The sequence below is a fragment of the Dechloromonas sp. A34 genome, assembly GCF_026261605.1.
Lineage (GTDB): Bacteria > Pseudomonadota > Gammaproteobacteria > Burkholderiales > Rhodocyclaceae > Azonexus.
Genome location: NZ_CP102486.1, coordinates 4,562,457 through 4,574,917 on the forward strand (window position 1 = coordinate 4,562,457; position 12,461 = coordinate 4,574,917).

The following is a 12,461-nucleotide window of genomic DNA, read 5'->3' on the forward strand; positions in this document are numbered from 1 at the left end:
CGACGATGGCTGCTGTCACGCTCACCAGCTTTACCGAGGAAAACGTCGCCGACTGGTTCGCCACCCGCGAACTGAACAAGGCCCGGCCCTACGTCGACCTGGTCCAGGATCTCGAAATCACCGGCAGCCAGATGCAGGCGGTGATCCCCGGCTCGGCCCGCAGCCCCTACCTCGCCCAGGCCTATCTGAGCCAGTCGCAGAGCGGCGAGACGATGCTCGTCAGCCGCTGCACCTGCACCGTTGGCCGCCATTGCAAGCATGTCGCGGCGATGCTGCTGAAGGCCATCGCCGAGCGCAACCCGAGCGAGCGGGCCAGCACCAGCGTGCTCTCCTGGGCCGAGGACCTGCGCCGCGTCTCGGTCGCCGTCGCCAAGAAGAAGGCGCGTCCGGCCGGCGCCCGCCAGCAGCTGTTCTATATCCTGAAATGGACGGCCGACCAGCGCCGTTTCGGCATCGAGATCCGCAAGGGCAAATACCCGGAGAGCGCCGATGAATGGTGGAAAGTCGATCGCGCCCTGGTCACCCCGCCGCAGTTCGTCACCGAGGAAGATCTCGGCATCCTGCGCCTGATCTGGGCTGAGCGCGACCACGAAACCGGCCTGCGCGCCTTCGGGCTGGGCCCGAAACACGGCGCCGAAATCCTGCAGCGGATGGCGGCCAGCCATCGCCTCTACCCCGAGGACGACCTCGGCCTGCCACTCAACGCCGGCGCCACGCGCCCGGCGAGCATCGGCTGGCAGATAGACGGCATGGGCTTCCAGCGCCCCTACCTGAAGCCGGAACCGTCGGCCGGCATGATCATCGCAGTCGATCCGCCCTGGTATCTCGATCTCGGCGAAGGCGAAACCGGCCCCCTTGAAGTATCTGGCAATCCGGCAGTGATCACCCGGCTGTTCTCGCTGCCCCCGCTCTCGGCCAAGGAAGCGGCCCTGGTCGCCGATGCCCTGACCGAACTCGCCCCCGACTTGCCGCTGCCGGCCGAGGACGCCAGCGCCCGGCTGCGCCTGGTCGAGGCGCCGTTGATTGCCGTCCTTCAGCTCGAAACCCTGCACACCCACGGCCAGCGCGCTTGGCGCGGCTACCCGCAGAGCTTCAACGGCGGCCCGTTCGACGTCGCCCGGGTCATTTTCCGCTATGCCGACGCCGACATCCGGCCCGAGGAAAAGAGCGAATTCATCACCCTGCCGGAGGGCGAGACGGTGCGCCTGAAGCGCCGCCCGGAGGCCGAAGCCCGCGCCCTGAAAGCCCTGGTCGACAGCGGCATGCAGAAAATTTCGGGCAATATCCTCTATACCTTCGGCAGTCCGCCGGAAGGCATCTACGGCCTGGCCAGCGAGGCAGCCTGGGCGCCCTTCATGCAGGATGGTGCCGCCCAGCTGAAGGCGGCCGGCTGGCAGATCGAGTTCCCGGAAGACTTCCGCCACCACGTGATCGAGGTCGACGGCTGGGAAGCCGACCTCTACGAGTCCGACGGCGGCTGGTTCAATCTCGACATGGGCATCATCGTCGACGGCGAACGCCTGCCGCTGGCCCCGCTCCTCGCCAGCCTCTTCCGCCGCGACCCGCGCTGGCTGGAAACCGCCGAACTGGAGCGCATCCCCGACGACGAAGGGGTCGAACTGCACACCGCGAGCGGCAAGCGCCTGCGCGTCCCGGCCGGCCGCGTCAAGCCGCTGGCCGCGACGCTGATCGACCTTTTCGACGGCTTCACCGGCGGCGACACGCTGCGCCTGTCGCGTTTCGACGCGCCGCGCCTGGCCGAGCTGACCGATGTCAGCCGCTGGCAGTTCCGCGGCCAGAGCGACGTCTTCGCCCTGGCCGAACGCCTGCAGGCCGCCCAGGGTATCGTCGACATCGTGCCGCCGGCCGGCCTCTGCCTCGAACTGCGCCCTTACCAGCGCGAAGGCCTCGCCTGGCTGCAGTTCCTGCGCGAACAGAACCTCTCCGGCATCCTCGCCGACGACATGGGCCTCGGCAAGACGGCGCAGACCCTGGCCCACCTGCTGCTCGAAAAGGAAGGCGGCCGCCTCGACAAGCCGGCCCTGATCGTCCTGCCGACCTCGCTGATCTTCAACTGGAAGAACGAGGCGGCACGCTTCGCCCCCTCGCTCAAGGTGCTCTCGCTGCACGGCCCGGAACGCAAGACGCGGTTCACCGAAATCCCCACCCACGATGTCGTGCTGACCACCTATCCGCTGCTCTGGCGCGATGCCGAGGAGCTCATGCAGCACAGCTACCACCTGCTGATCCTCGACGAGGCGCAGACCGTCAAGAATGCCCAGAGCCGCAGCGCCGAAGCCGTGCGCAAGGTCGATACCCGCCACCGCCTGTGTCTGACCGGCACGCCGCTCGAGAACCACCTCGGCGAGCTATGGAGCCAGTTCGACTTCCTGCTCCCCGGCTTTCTCGGCACCAGCAAGCAATTCACCCGCCACTGGCGGACGCCGATCGAGAAGCTCGGCGACGTCCCACGCCGCAAGCTGTTGGCCCGCCGCATCCGGCCCTTCATCCTGCGCCGCAAGAAGGAAGACGTCGCCCAGGAACTGCCGCCGAAGACCATCATCGTGCGCAGCGTCGAACTCGAAGGCAGCCAGCGCGACCTCTACGAGACGGTGCGCGCTGCGATGGATGCCAAGGTCCGCGACGAAATCGCCAGCAAGGGTTTCGCGCGCAGCCAGATCGTCATCCTCGATGCTCTCCTGAAGCTGCGCCAGGTCTGCTGCGACCCGCGCCTGGTCAAGGCCAATGCCGCCAAGAAGGTCAAGGAACGCGCCAAGCTCGACCTCCTGATGGCCATGCTGCCGGAGCTGGTCGATGAAGGCCGGCGCATCCTGGTCTTCTCGCAATTCACCAGCATGCTGGCCCTGATCGAGGGCGAACTCGACAAGCTCGGCATCGCCTACGTCACGCTGACCGGCGACACCGTCGACCGCGAAACGCCGATCCGCCGCTTCCAGGACGGCGACGTGCCGATCTTCCTGATCAGCCTGAAGGCCGGCGGCGTCGGCCTCAACCTGACCGCAGCCGACACCGTGATCCACTACGACCCGTGGTGGAACCCGGCGGTCGAGAACCAAGCCACCGACCGCGCCCACCGCCTCGGCCAGGACAAGCCGGTGTTCGTCTACAAGCTGATCGTCAGCGGCAGCATCGAGGAAAAGATTCTCGCCCTGCAGGAACGCAAGGCCGAACTGGCCGCCGGCATCCTCTCCGACGACCACGGCGTCGAAGTCAAGTTCGGCACCGACGATCTGGCCGCCCTCTTCGAACCGCTGCCCGACTAAACGCGGTTTGCGTGCGGGTTAGCCGCGATCGTGGATTGCGGCAAAGCGGGTACAATCAGTTGCATTAGCGAATACTGATGCAGGAGCGAACATGCGCCGCCTATTGATCTTGTCCGCGCTGGCCTTGAGCGTCGGCGCCGTCTCCTCCGACGAGTGGATGGTCCGGCAAAAGCTGGCCAGCCCGTTCGTTGATGCCCGGGACGCCATCGTCATGGCCGTCGAGAATCGCGGCCTGGTCGTCAATTACACCTCGCATATCGGCGACATGCTGCAGCGGACCGGCGCCGATATCGGCGCCAGCCGACAGATATACGAGCATGCGGAAATCATCGAATTCTGCTCGGCCAGCTTGTCGCGAAAAATGATGGAGGCCGACCCGCACAACATCGTGCTCTGCCCCTTCGCCATTTCAATTTACACGCTGCCCGGCGAGACCAACACCACCTGGATTGCCTACCGCAAGCCACAAGGCGGTGCCGCCAAGCTGGTCGAACCGCTGCTCAGGGAAATCGCGGCCGAAGCTGGGCGCTGACGGTCGCCAAGGCCTCAGGCGATCAAGGGCGACGCCGCCAGGCGCTGCAGCAAACCCGTCAAGGCATGACGCACCGCTTGCTCGCGCACGGCGCCACGATCGCCGGCGAAGTGGCAGGTCTGTGCCTCGCAACCACCGTCTTTCGCGGCCCAGGCAAAGCAGACTGTGCCCACCGGTTTTTCCGGCGACCCGCCGCTCGGCCCGGCGATGCCGGTGATCGCCACTGCCCAGTCGGCCCGGCTGTGGGCCAGCATACCCTGCGCCATGGCCCGGGCGGTCGCCTCGGAGACCGCGCCATGGCGGTCGAGCGTGGTTTCCGGCACGCCCAGCATGTCGAGCTTGGCGGCATTCGAATAGGTCACGAAGCCGCGGTCAAACCAGCCCGAACTACCGGCGATCGCTGTCACCGACTGGGCCAGCCAGCCGCCGGTACAGGATTCGGCGACCGCCAGCCATTCGCCGCGCGCCAGCAGGGCGCTACCCAGTTCCTGGGCGAGGATCTCGAGTTCATTCATGCCTTGAATCTTACACCGGCCATGCCGGCACCAAGATGGGCCGGCGAAACGGTTAAACTCCGCACTTTCCGCTCCGCCAAAACACCATGACTTTCGCTTCCCTCGGCCTTGCCGCCCCCTTACTCCAGGCGCTCGAGACCCTGGGCTACCAGACGCCGACGCCGATCCAGACGCAGGCCATTCCGGCCGTGCTGGCCGGGCGCGACCTGATGGCGGCGGCGCAGACCGGCACCGGCAAGACCGCCGGCTTCGCGCTGCCCGTGCTGCAGCGCCTGAGTGCGGGCGAAAAGGCGGCGAGCAATTCGATCCGCGCCCTGGTCCTGGTGCCGACCCGCGAACTGGCCGAGCAGGTCCATGCCAGCTTCCGCCAGTACGGCGAACACCTGCCGCTCAGCACTTACGCCGCCTATGGCGGGGTCAGCATCAACCCGCAGATGATGCGCCTGCGCCGCGGCGTGGACGTGCTGGTCGCCACCCCCGGCCGCCTGCTCGATCTCTTCCGCCAGAATGCCGTCAAGTTCAAGCAGGTCGAGACACTGATCCTCGACGAGGCCGACCGCATGCTCGACCTCGGCTTCGCCCAGGAACTGGCCACCGTCTTCGCCGCCCTGCCCAAGCAGCGCCAGACTCTGCTCTTCTCGGCCACCTTCTCCGACGAAATCCGCAGCATGGCCAAGAGCCGGCTGCGCGACCCGCTGTCGATCGAAGTCAGCCCGCGCAACACGGCGGCCAAGAGCGTCAAGCAGTGGGTGGTGCCGGTCGACAAGAAGCGCAAGCCGGAACTCTTCCTGCACCTGCTGAAAAGCCGCAAGTGGGGCCAGGTGCTGGTCTTCGTCAAGACCCGCAAGGGCGCCGAGCAACTGGTGACGACGCTGCAGGCCAAGAAGATCCCGGCCGATGCCATTCACGGCGACAAGAACCAGCCGGCCCGCCTGCGGGCGCTGGAAAGCTTCAAGGCCGGCGAAGTGCAGATCCTCGTCGCCACCGACGTCGCGGCGCGCGGACTGGACATCGACGACCTGCCGCAGGTAGTCAATTTCGACCTGCCGATCGTCGCCGAAGACTACATCCACCGCATCGGCCGCACCGGCCGGGCCGGGGCGAGCGGCGAAGCGATTTCGCTGGTCTGCGCCGACGAGGCGCCGCTGCTCGCCGCCATCGAAACGCTGACCAAGAAGACGCTGGAGCGCGACGAGGAACCGGGATTCGAACCTGATCACCGCGTGCCGCTGACCGGCGCCGGTCCGGCCGTCGCCAAGAAGCCGAAAAAGCCCAAGGTCGGCGGCGGCCGCTCGGCCAAGGGCGTGCCCGGCAACTGGGTCGGCTTCGACGAAGGCGGTGCCAAGCCGGCCCGCCGCCCCGCCAGTCGACCGGGCGCCAAACCAGCCGGCAAGCCGCGCGGCCGCTGACTCGGACGCCAAAGCTATGCCCCGCCAGCGCGCCGCGATCCGCGACTTCCCCGGCAAACGCTGGCTCAACCTCGCCTTGCGCGCCGTTCATCTGGGCGGCCTCGTGCTGCTCGGCGCCAGCCTGCTCGGCGCCGGCCACACCGGGCTGGGCGCGGCCATCACCTTCTTCTCCGGCCTGGCCATGTTCAGCATCGATACCTGGGCCAACCCGGCCCACCTCCGCGAAGTGGCCGGCTTCGGCGTCCTCGTCAAACTGCTGCTGGTCGGCCTGATGGCCTGGCAGCCGGATTGGGCGCTGGCGATCTTCTGGCTGGTGCTGGCGCTGTCGACCCTGCTGTCACACGCCCCCGGGGCTTTCCGCCACCGGCAACTGTTTTAGCCGCGTTACAGATCCTGACAATTTTTCAAACTTGCTGGCCGTCGCCTGCTCTAAGATGCAGATTCACTTCTCGGAGAAGCGGCCATGGGTATCGTCTGGACCATTGTTCTGGGTTTCGTCATCGGAGTGATTGCCAAGCTGCTGCATCCGGGCCGGGACAGCATGGGCTTCATTGCCACCATCCTGCTCGGCATTGCCGGCTCCTTCCTGGCCGGCATGATCGGCCAGTTCATGGGCTGGTACCAGGCCGGACAGGGCGCCGGTTTCATTGCCTCGGTGATCGTCGCCATCCTGCTGCTGTTCATCTATGGCCGCTTGCGCGGCGGCGGCCGCTAGAGTCGATGGGACACGCCAGCACCTGGTCCCAGTCCGCCACCGAACCGGGCGCCAGCCTGCGCCGGGAATGCCGGGCCATGGCCCGGCAACGCGCCCTGCTGGCGGCTGCCAGCTCGCTGATTCCACTGCCCGGCATCGATCTGGCGACTGACCTCGCTGTGATGACCCGCCTGATCCGCCGCATCAACACCGAATTCGGCCTCGACGAGCTGCAGATCGACCGCCTGAGCGGCCAGCGCCGGACCCTGATCTATGGCTTGCTGGCCGGTACCGGCGGAACGCTGGCGGCACGGCTGACGACACCGGCGCTGCTCGGGCGCATCTTGCGAACGGCAGGCATTCGCCTGACCGCCATGGAGGCTTCGCGCCTGGTGCCGATTGCCGGACAACTGCTCGCCGCCGGCATCGGTTACTGGTCGGTGAGCAGCGTCGCCTTGCGCCACATCGCCGACTGCGAGCACCTCATCAACCAACTGGAAGGCCGGAACGATAAGCCATGACGAAAACTATCCTTGCCCTGTTCGCCGCCAGCCTGCTCGCCCTCGGCGCCCAGGCCGGCACCACCATCGAACTGAGCGCCGAAGCCAGCCTGCCCGCCGCCAACGACCAGGTCAGCGCCACGGTCTATGCCGAAGTCAGCGGCAGCAACCCGGCCGAACTGGCCAAGCGGGTCAATCAGGACATCGCCGAGGCCTTGAAGCTGATCAAGGCCAAGCCGGGGGTCGCCGCCAAGAGCGGCCAGCAGCACACCTATCCGGTCTATGGTCAGAACCAGAAGATCGAAAACTGGCGGATGCGTTCGGAAATCGTGCTCGAATCAACGGATCAGGCCGCCGTTTCCGAACTGCTCGGCAAGCTGCAGCAGATGCGTCTGGCGATCGGCAACCTCGCCCAGCAGCCGTCGCCGGCCACCCGCCGGGCGGCCGAGGACGAGGCGACGCGCGAGGCGATCCGCGCCTTCCAGGGGCGCGCCAAGCTGGTCGCCGACACCTTCGGCAAGCCCTATCGCATCAAGCAGCTCAACATCCAGCAGAGCGGCCGCCAGCCGCCGATGCCGATGTTCAAGGCCAGCCGTGCAATGGCCGCCGAGACGGCGCCGCTGCCGCTGGAGGCCGGCGAAAGCCTGGTGACGACCACGGTCAGCGGCCAGATCGAGCTGGCCGACTAGGTCGTTTAGCCGCCGAGTTCGGCGCGCAGCTGATTCAGCAAGGTCCGCAGTTCGCCGACCTCGGCTTCGAGATATTCGACCCGGCCGCGCAGTTCCTCGACTTCGCGGCTACCCCCACCGCTGCGCACCGTGGTCAGCGCCTCGAGGTCGGGCATGCCGCTCAGCAGATGGGCCCAGCGGTTTTCGCGGGAACCGGGCAGGCGCGGCAGTTCCACCACCAGGCCGCCGTCGGGACGGGCGGCGAGTTCTTCGAGGAAGGCCTCGACCGAGGAAATATCGACGAACTTGTGCAGGCGCTCACAGTTCAGGCGCAGTTCGCCGGCGGTCTGCGGGCCGCGCAGCATGAGCACGGTGAGCAGGGCCGAGGCCTGGGTCGGCACGCCCAGCCCCTTTTCAATGTGATGAACAAAGCGCACCACCCGGCCGCCGCTGACTTCGCCGACCAGCCGGGCTTCCTTGAGAGTGGCCAGGGCTTCCAGGATTTCCGCCTCGCTCGCCTCGAGCACCGGGTTGCGGCTGGTCTTCTGGTTGCAGCCGGCGGCCAGCGCATTGACGGACAGCGGATAGGTGTCGGGCACCGTGCGCTGTTTTTCGACCAGGGTGCCGAGAACGCGGGTTTCGAGCAGGGAGAGGGTAGGGATGTCAGCCATGAAACGGTTTTTCCTGAATGAGGCGGTGGTGAAAGGGGATCAGCCCGGCGTGCCCTGGCTGCGCAGCCAGGCCCGGTAAAGCTGCAAGGCAACGTAAGCATCGTTGGCGGCGTAGAGCACCTGGCGCTCGTTGAGCCGCGAACTGGCCCAGTTGCTGGTGCCGGTTTTCTTGGATTTCTGGAATTTCTGGCCGAAGAAGTGGGCGACCGCCACCTTGGCCCCCACCGTGCCGCGATGCCCCGGCCCGCGCAGGGTTTCGCCGAGATCGAGGACGTTCTGTAGCGTCACGCCGAGCCGCGCCTTCAGCGCGCTGCGGTCGTTGCCGAGGCCGAAGCCGACTTTCAGCACCTGCGGCGACTCGAGAATGGCCTTCAGCGCCGTGTTGCCATGGGCGCGGGATACCGGGAACAGCCAGGCGTGGCGGTCGCTGGCCAGTTGCACGAGGTGCGGCCCGGTCGACACCTCACCCTTGAGGAAAGTCGGTTTCGATTCGGTGTCGAAGCCGATCGCATCGCTCGCCATCAGCGCCGCCTGCGCCTCGGCGGCCTGGGCTTCCGACTCGACCAGCGTCACCTGATCGAGCCCGATGCCTTGGTAGAGCGGCAGGTCGGCCGTGCCCAGCTCGGCCCGGCTCATCACGACATCGCTCACGCCAGCCGCCCCCGCAGCCAGTCGCCGATCGCTTCGACTTCTTCCATGCAGACTGAATGCGGCATCGGGTATTCCTGCCAGTCGACGGCATGGCCGCGCTGCAGCATGAAGTCGCGGGCCTGCCGGCCGAGCGTCGGCGACACCACGTCGTCCTGGCTGCCATGGGCGCCGAAGATGGCGATCGCCCGGTTGGCTGCGGTGGCTTCGCGTTCGACCAGCGCCACCGAGGGCAGATAGGTCGACAGGGCGATGATCCCGGCCAGCGGCTCGGGGTGGGTCAGCGCCGTTGTGTAGGCGACCGCGCCGCCTTGCGAAAAGCCGGCCAGGAAGATGTTGGCGCAGGGAATGCCGCGAGCGTTTTCGCGGGCGATCAGCTGGCGAATGGCGGCCCGCGAATGGACGATGCCGGCCTCGTCGATCTTGCGGCTGGTGCTGTCCAGCGAAATGATGTCGTACCAGGCCGGCATCACGTAGCCGCCGTTGCAGGTGACCGGCATTTCCGGCGCATGCGGGAAGATGAAGCGGACACCGGGCGCTTCGGCCAGCCCGAGTTCGGGTACCACCGGCACGAAGTCCGAACCGTCGGCACCCAGGCCGTGCAGCCAGATCACCGCATATTGCGGCTTGCCGCCATGCTCGATTTCGATGCCCTGCAACAGTTCGCTCATTGGATTCTCCTACGCCAATTCCGGGAAGAGTACATCGGTAAAGCCGAAGCGGGCCATGTCGCGGATTCGCATCGGGTAGAGCTTGCCGATCAGGTGGTCGCATTCGTGCTGGACGACCCGGGCGTGGAAGCCTTCTACGGTGCGGTCGATGGTCTCGCCCTGCGAGGTAAAGCCCTGGTAGCGGATGCGCGCCCAGCGCGGCACTTCGCCGCGCAGGCCGGGCACCGACAGGCAGCCTTCCCAGCCCAGTTCTTCTTCATCGGAGAGCGGCGTGATCACGGGATTGAGCAGCACGGTCATCGGCACGGCCTCGGCCTCCGGGTAGCGTTCGCTGTTCTCGAAACCGAAGATCACGACCTGCAGCCCGACACCGATCTGCGGGGCGGCCAGGCCGACGCCGCCGGCGGCATTCATGGTGTCGAACATGTCCTCGATCAAGCCGGCCAGGGCCGGCGTAGCGAAGTCGACGACCGGTTTCGCCACCTCGAGCAGGCGATGATCGCCCATGCGCAACAGAGGTCTGACAGCCATCGCGGTATCCTCGCAGTTTTGAATACCTGCCAGTTTATGGGATCACGCCGTACAAAAGGAATCATCCGCTGGCTGAAATGCCTGCTACCGGCTGCTCCGCAACCGCTTTCCGACATCGAGCAGGCACGCCGGCTGATCGCCGCCGTCGATCGCGGCGGCATTCCGCTGAACCCTGCCAAGGTCAATGCCATCGCCCGCAATCTCGGCCTCGAGGTGGCGAAAACGGCGGCGGTCGAGCAAACGATCGAACGCATCCGCCGCGCACTGAACCGGGCAAGTTGAGCCACAAGGCGGTACACTGGCGGCCTCCGGCCCTCTTTTTTGCGGCCCTGTCACCCGGCGTCCGACGCCCCTGTGTGCCGCCTTTCCCTTGCGCCACAGGCATTCAAAGCTAATTCCATGCACCCGATCCACGATGTTGATGCCCTCATTCTTCTCGCAACGGCCCTTGCTTCCAAACGGCGGCCGGCGGAAATCGTCGAGATCATGGCGGCGATCGACCTGCTCCAGGACAATATTCCGACCGAAGCCAAACTGGTCGAAGCCTTTTCGCGCCTCGCCACCCACGGCCTGCTCAACGAGGTGGAAGGCCGTTTCGCGCTGACCCCGGAAGCCCAGAAGATCATTCAGGCCCAGCCGCGCAAGGCCGACACCGCCGAACGCCTGTTCGGCATCAAGGATGGCCTCTCCATGCACAACGCCAAGGGCGAGTTCGCAGCCATCGTGCTCACCGAGGAGGCCTTCCGCGCCGCCATCGTCGCCCACCGCGCAGCCGCCGCCAGTACCGCCAAGAACCTGCTGGTGCCCAAGCCGAAGCCGGAAGACAAATCCGTGCAGCGCCCCGGCCAGCGCCAGCGCAAGCCGATGCCGGCGGCGCGCCGCCGCAAGCCTTGAGCGCTACCGTGACGACTGCCGTCGAGCCGCCCGCCGCCGGGTCATCCTTCGCCGAACTGCCGCTGGCGCCGGCCATGCTGGCCAACCTGCAGCAGCTCGACTACCTGAGCATGACGCCGATCCAGGCCGCCAGCCTGCCGCTGGCCCTGGCCGGGCACGACCTGATCGCCCAGGCCAAGACCGGCAGCGGCAAGACCGCCGCCTTCGGGCTGGCCCTGCTCGCCAAGCTCAACCCGAAGCGCTTCGCCGTGCAGGCCATGGTGCTCTGCCCGACGCGCGAACTGGCCGACCAGGTGACGCAGGAAATCCGCCGCCTGGCCCGCTTCGAAGAAAACATCAAGGTGCTGACCCTGGTCGGCGGCTCGACGCTGCGCAACCAGGCGAACAGCCTGGAAAACGGCGTCCATATCGTGGTCGGCACGCCCGGCCGCATCATGGACCACATGGAACGCGGCTATCTGAAGCTCGACGAGCTGACCACCCTGGTCCTCGACGAAGCCGACCGCATGCTCGACATGGGCTTCCACGACGACATCGCCTACGTCGCCAAGCGCTGCCCGGCCAAGCGCCAGACGCTGCTCTTCTCGGCGACCTACCCGGAAAGCATCGCCCAGCTCGCCAAACAGTTCCTGCACCAGCCGCAGGAAGTGAAGCTGCTCGAACAGCACGCCGGCAGCAAGATCCGCCAGCGCTTCTACGAAGTCAGCAACGACGACCGCCTGGCCGCCGTCGCCCGGCTGCTCAAGCACTACCGCCCGGTCAGCACGCTGGCTTTCTGCAACACCAAGCAGCAATGCCGCGACCTGCTCAACGTCCTGCGCCAGGAGGGCATCCATGCCCTGACCCTGAACGGCGACCTCGAACAGCGCGAGCGCGACCAGGTGCTGATCCAGTTCGCCAACCGCAGCGTCTCGGTGCTGGTGGCGACCGACGTCGCGGCGCGCGGCCTCGATATCGCCCAGCTCGAAGCGGTGATCAACGTCGATGTCACGCCCGATCCGGAAATCCACGTCCACCGCATCGGCCGCACCGGCCGCGGCGACCAGGAAGGCTGGGCGCTGAGCCTGTGCAGCCACGGCGACCGCCGCCGGGTGGCCGCCATCGCCCAGGAAATGGGCTGCCAGCTGACCTGGAGCGAACTCGGGGCGCTGGACAGCCAGGACAATGCGCCGCTGGTGCCGCCGATGTCCACGCTGCTCATGCTCGGCGGGCGCAAGGACAAGATCCGCCCCGGCGACGTGCTCGGCGCGCTGACCGGCGAAGCCGGCTTCAAAGGCGACCAGATCGGCAAGATCACGGTCACCGACCAGACGACCTACATCGCGGTCTCCCGCAGCATCGCCCGCGACGCCGTGCGCAAGCTCGGCGCCGGCAAGGTCAAGGGGAAGACGGTCAAGGTCAGGGCACTTTAGGGTTGAGGGGCACGCTGAACAGCGAAACCCGG

General features: G+C 66.9%; 15 protein-coding genes. 10 read left to right on the plus strand and 5 right to left on the minus strand.

What is annotated here, in order from left to right:
* Positions 1-5: 5 nt before the first annotated feature.
* Positions 6-3,284, plus strand: coding sequence for a DEAD/DEAH box helicase (locus tag NQE15_RS22685; RefSeq protein ID WP_265945026.1), 3,279 nt, complete (start codon positions 6-8; stop codon positions 3,282-3,284).
* A 91-nt stretch (positions 3,285-3,375) separates the two neighbouring features.
* On the plus strand, positions 3,376-3,816 hold the full coding sequence (locus NQE15_RS22690) for a DUF302 domain-containing protein (RefSeq protein ID WP_265945028.1): 441 nt from the start codon (positions 3,376-3,378) through the stop codon (positions 3,814-3,816).
* Between the two features lie 14 nt (positions 3,817-3,830).
* Here NQE15_RS22690 and pncC read toward each other — a convergent pair whose 3' ends face one another.
* A complete protein-coding gene (gene pncC, locus NQE15_RS22695; RefSeq protein WP_265945030.1) occupies positions 3,831-4,331 on the minus strand; it encodes a nicotinamide-nucleotide amidase in 501 nt (166 codons plus the stop codon).
* Positions 4,332-4,417: 86 nt separating this feature from the next.
* On the opposite strand from pncC, the gene NQE15_RS22700 reads away from it, so the two are divergent.
* The 5 genes from NQE15_RS22700 to NQE15_RS22720 all read left to right on the plus strand — a co-directional run bounded on the left by NQE15_RS22700 (position 4,418) and on the right by NQE15_RS22720 (position 7,623).
* On the plus strand, positions 4,418-5,740 hold the full coding sequence (locus NQE15_RS22700; RefSeq protein WP_265945032.1) for a DEAD/DEAH box helicase: 1,323 nt from the start codon (positions 4,418-4,420) through the stop codon (positions 5,738-5,740).
* A gap of 16 nt (positions 5,741-5,756) precedes the next feature.
* Entirely contained in the window at positions 5,757-6,119 is a 363-nt protein-coding gene (locus NQE15_RS22705) for a hypothetical protein (RefSeq protein WP_265945033.1), read from the plus strand.
* An 84-nt stretch (positions 6,120-6,203) separates the two neighbouring features.
* Entirely contained in the window at positions 6,204-6,455 is a 252-nt protein-coding gene (locus tag NQE15_RS22710; protein ID WP_265945035.1) for a GlsB/YeaQ/YmgE family stress response membrane protein, read from the plus strand.
* Positions 6,456-6,460: 5 nt separating this feature from the next.
* A complete protein-coding gene (locus NQE15_RS22715; RefSeq protein ID WP_265945037.1) occupies positions 6,461-6,955 on the plus strand; it encodes a hypothetical protein in 495 nt (164 codons plus the stop codon).
* Positions 6,952-7,623 carry an SIMPL domain-containing protein gene (locus NQE15_RS22720; protein WP_265945039.1) on the plus strand — a complete coding sequence of 224 codons (672 nt, stop codon included), beginning with the start codon at positions 6,952-6,954 and terminating at the stop codon, positions 7,621-7,623. The genes NQE15_RS22715 and NQE15_RS22720 overlap by 4 nt, the downstream gene beginning before the upstream one ends.
* A gap of 5 nt (positions 7,624-7,628) precedes the next feature.
* Here NQE15_RS22720 and NQE15_RS22725 read toward each other — a convergent pair whose 3' ends face one another.
* The 4 genes from NQE15_RS22725 to def are packed head-to-tail and all read right to left on the minus strand — an operon-like array spanning position 7,629 to position 10,123.
* Positions 7,629-8,273 (minus strand): YceH family protein, encoded by a 645-nt coding sequence (locus NQE15_RS22725; RefSeq protein WP_265945041.1) that lies wholly within the window; start codon positions 8,271-8,273, stop codon positions 7,629-7,631.
* A 39-nt stretch (positions 8,274-8,312) separates the two neighbouring features.
* On the minus strand, positions 8,313-8,924 hold the full coding sequence (locus tag NQE15_RS22730) for a 3'-5' exonuclease (protein WP_265945043.1): 612 nt from the start codon (positions 8,922-8,924) through the stop codon (positions 8,313-8,315).
* A complete protein-coding gene (locus NQE15_RS22735; RefSeq protein WP_265945045.1) occupies positions 8,921-9,592 on the minus strand; it encodes an alpha/beta hydrolase in 672 nt (223 codons plus the stop codon). Before NQE15_RS22735 ends, NQE15_RS22730 begins: the two co-directional genes overlap by 4 nt.
* A 9-nt stretch (positions 9,593-9,601) precedes the next feature.
* Positions 9,602-10,123, minus strand: a complete 522-nt coding sequence (gene def / locus NQE15_RS22740; protein WP_265945047.1) for a peptide deformylase — start codon at positions 10,121-10,123, stop codon at positions 9,602-9,604.
* Positions 10,124-10,159: 36 nt separating this feature from the next.
* Here def and NQE15_RS22745 point away from each other — a divergent pair, with 36 nt between their 5' ends.
* The 3 genes from NQE15_RS22745 (at position 10,160) to dbpA (ending at position 12,429) form a co-directional block, all read left to right on the plus strand.
* Entirely contained in the window at positions 10,160-10,405 is a 246-nt protein-coding gene (locus NQE15_RS22745) for a hypothetical protein (RefSeq protein WP_265945049.1), read from the plus strand.
* A gap of 117 nt (positions 10,406-10,522) precedes the next feature.
* Complete coding sequence (locus tag NQE15_RS22750) at positions 10,523-11,017, plus strand: hypothetical protein (RefSeq protein WP_265945051.1); 495 nt, start codon at positions 10,523-10,525, stop codon at positions 11,015-11,017.
* A gap of 74 nt (positions 11,018-11,091) precedes the next feature.
* Positions 11,092-12,429: an ATP-dependent RNA helicase DbpA gene (dbpA, locus tag NQE15_RS22755; protein ID WP_416336554.1), complete on the plus strand. Its 1,338-nt coding sequence runs from the start codon at positions 11,092-11,094 to the stop codon at positions 12,427-12,429.
* The last annotated feature ends 32 nt before the right edge of the window (positions 12,430-12,461 follow it).

Excerpts from the sequence above, each read along its gene's own strand:
- NQE15_RS22685 (WP_265945026.1), top strand. The coding sequence starts at position 6 with ATGGCTGCTGTCACGCTCACCAGCTTTACCGAGGAAAACGTCGCCGAC.
- NQE15_RS22690 (WP_265945028.1), top strand. The coding sequence starts at position 3,376 with ATGCGCCGCCTATTGATCTTGTCCGCGCTGGCCTTGAGCGTCGGCGCC.
- pncC (WP_265945030.1), bottom strand. The coding sequence starts at position 4,331 with ATGAATGAACTCGAGATCCTCGCCCAGGAACTGGGTAGCGCCCTGCTG.
- NQE15_RS22700 (WP_265945032.1), top strand. The coding sequence starts at position 4,418 with ATGACTTTCGCTTCCCTCGGCCTTGCCGCCCCCTTACTCCAGGCGCTC.
- NQE15_RS22705 (WP_265945033.1), top strand. The coding sequence starts at position 5,757 with ATGCCCCGCCAGCGCGCCGCGATCCGCGACTTCCCCGGCAAACGCTGG.
- NQE15_RS22710 (WP_265945035.1), top strand. The coding sequence starts at position 6,204 with ATGGGTATCGTCTGGACCATTGTTCTGGGTTTCGTCATCGGAGTGATT.
- NQE15_RS22715 (WP_265945037.1), top strand. The coding sequence starts at position 6,461 with ATGGGACACGCCAGCACCTGGTCCCAGTCCGCCACCGAACCGGGCGCC.
- NQE15_RS22720 (WP_265945039.1), top strand. The coding sequence starts at position 6,952 with ATGACGAAAACTATCCTTGCCCTGTTCGCCGCCAGCCTGCTCGCCCTC.
- NQE15_RS22725 (WP_265945041.1), bottom strand. The coding sequence starts at position 8,273 with ATGGCTGACATCCCTACCCTCTCCCTGCTCGAAACCCGCGTTCTCGGC.
- NQE15_RS22735 (WP_265945045.1), bottom strand. The coding sequence starts at position 9,592 with ATGAGCGAACTGTTGCAGGGCATCGAAATCGAGCATGGCGGCAAGCCG.
- def (WP_265945047.1), bottom strand. The coding sequence starts at position 10,123 with ATGGCTGTCAGACCTCTGTTGCGCATGGGCGATCATCGCCTGCTCGAG.
- NQE15_RS22745 (WP_265945049.1), top strand. The coding sequence starts at position 10,160 with ATGGGATCACGCCGTACAAAAGGAATCATCCGCTGGCTGAAATGCCTG.
- NQE15_RS22750 (WP_265945051.1), top strand. The coding sequence starts at position 10,523 with ATGCACCCGATCCACGATGTTGATGCCCTCATTCTTCTCGCAACGGCC.
- dbpA (WP_416336554.1), top strand. The coding sequence starts at position 11,092 with ATGCTGGCCAACCTGCAGCAGCTCGACTACCTGAGCATGACGCCGATC.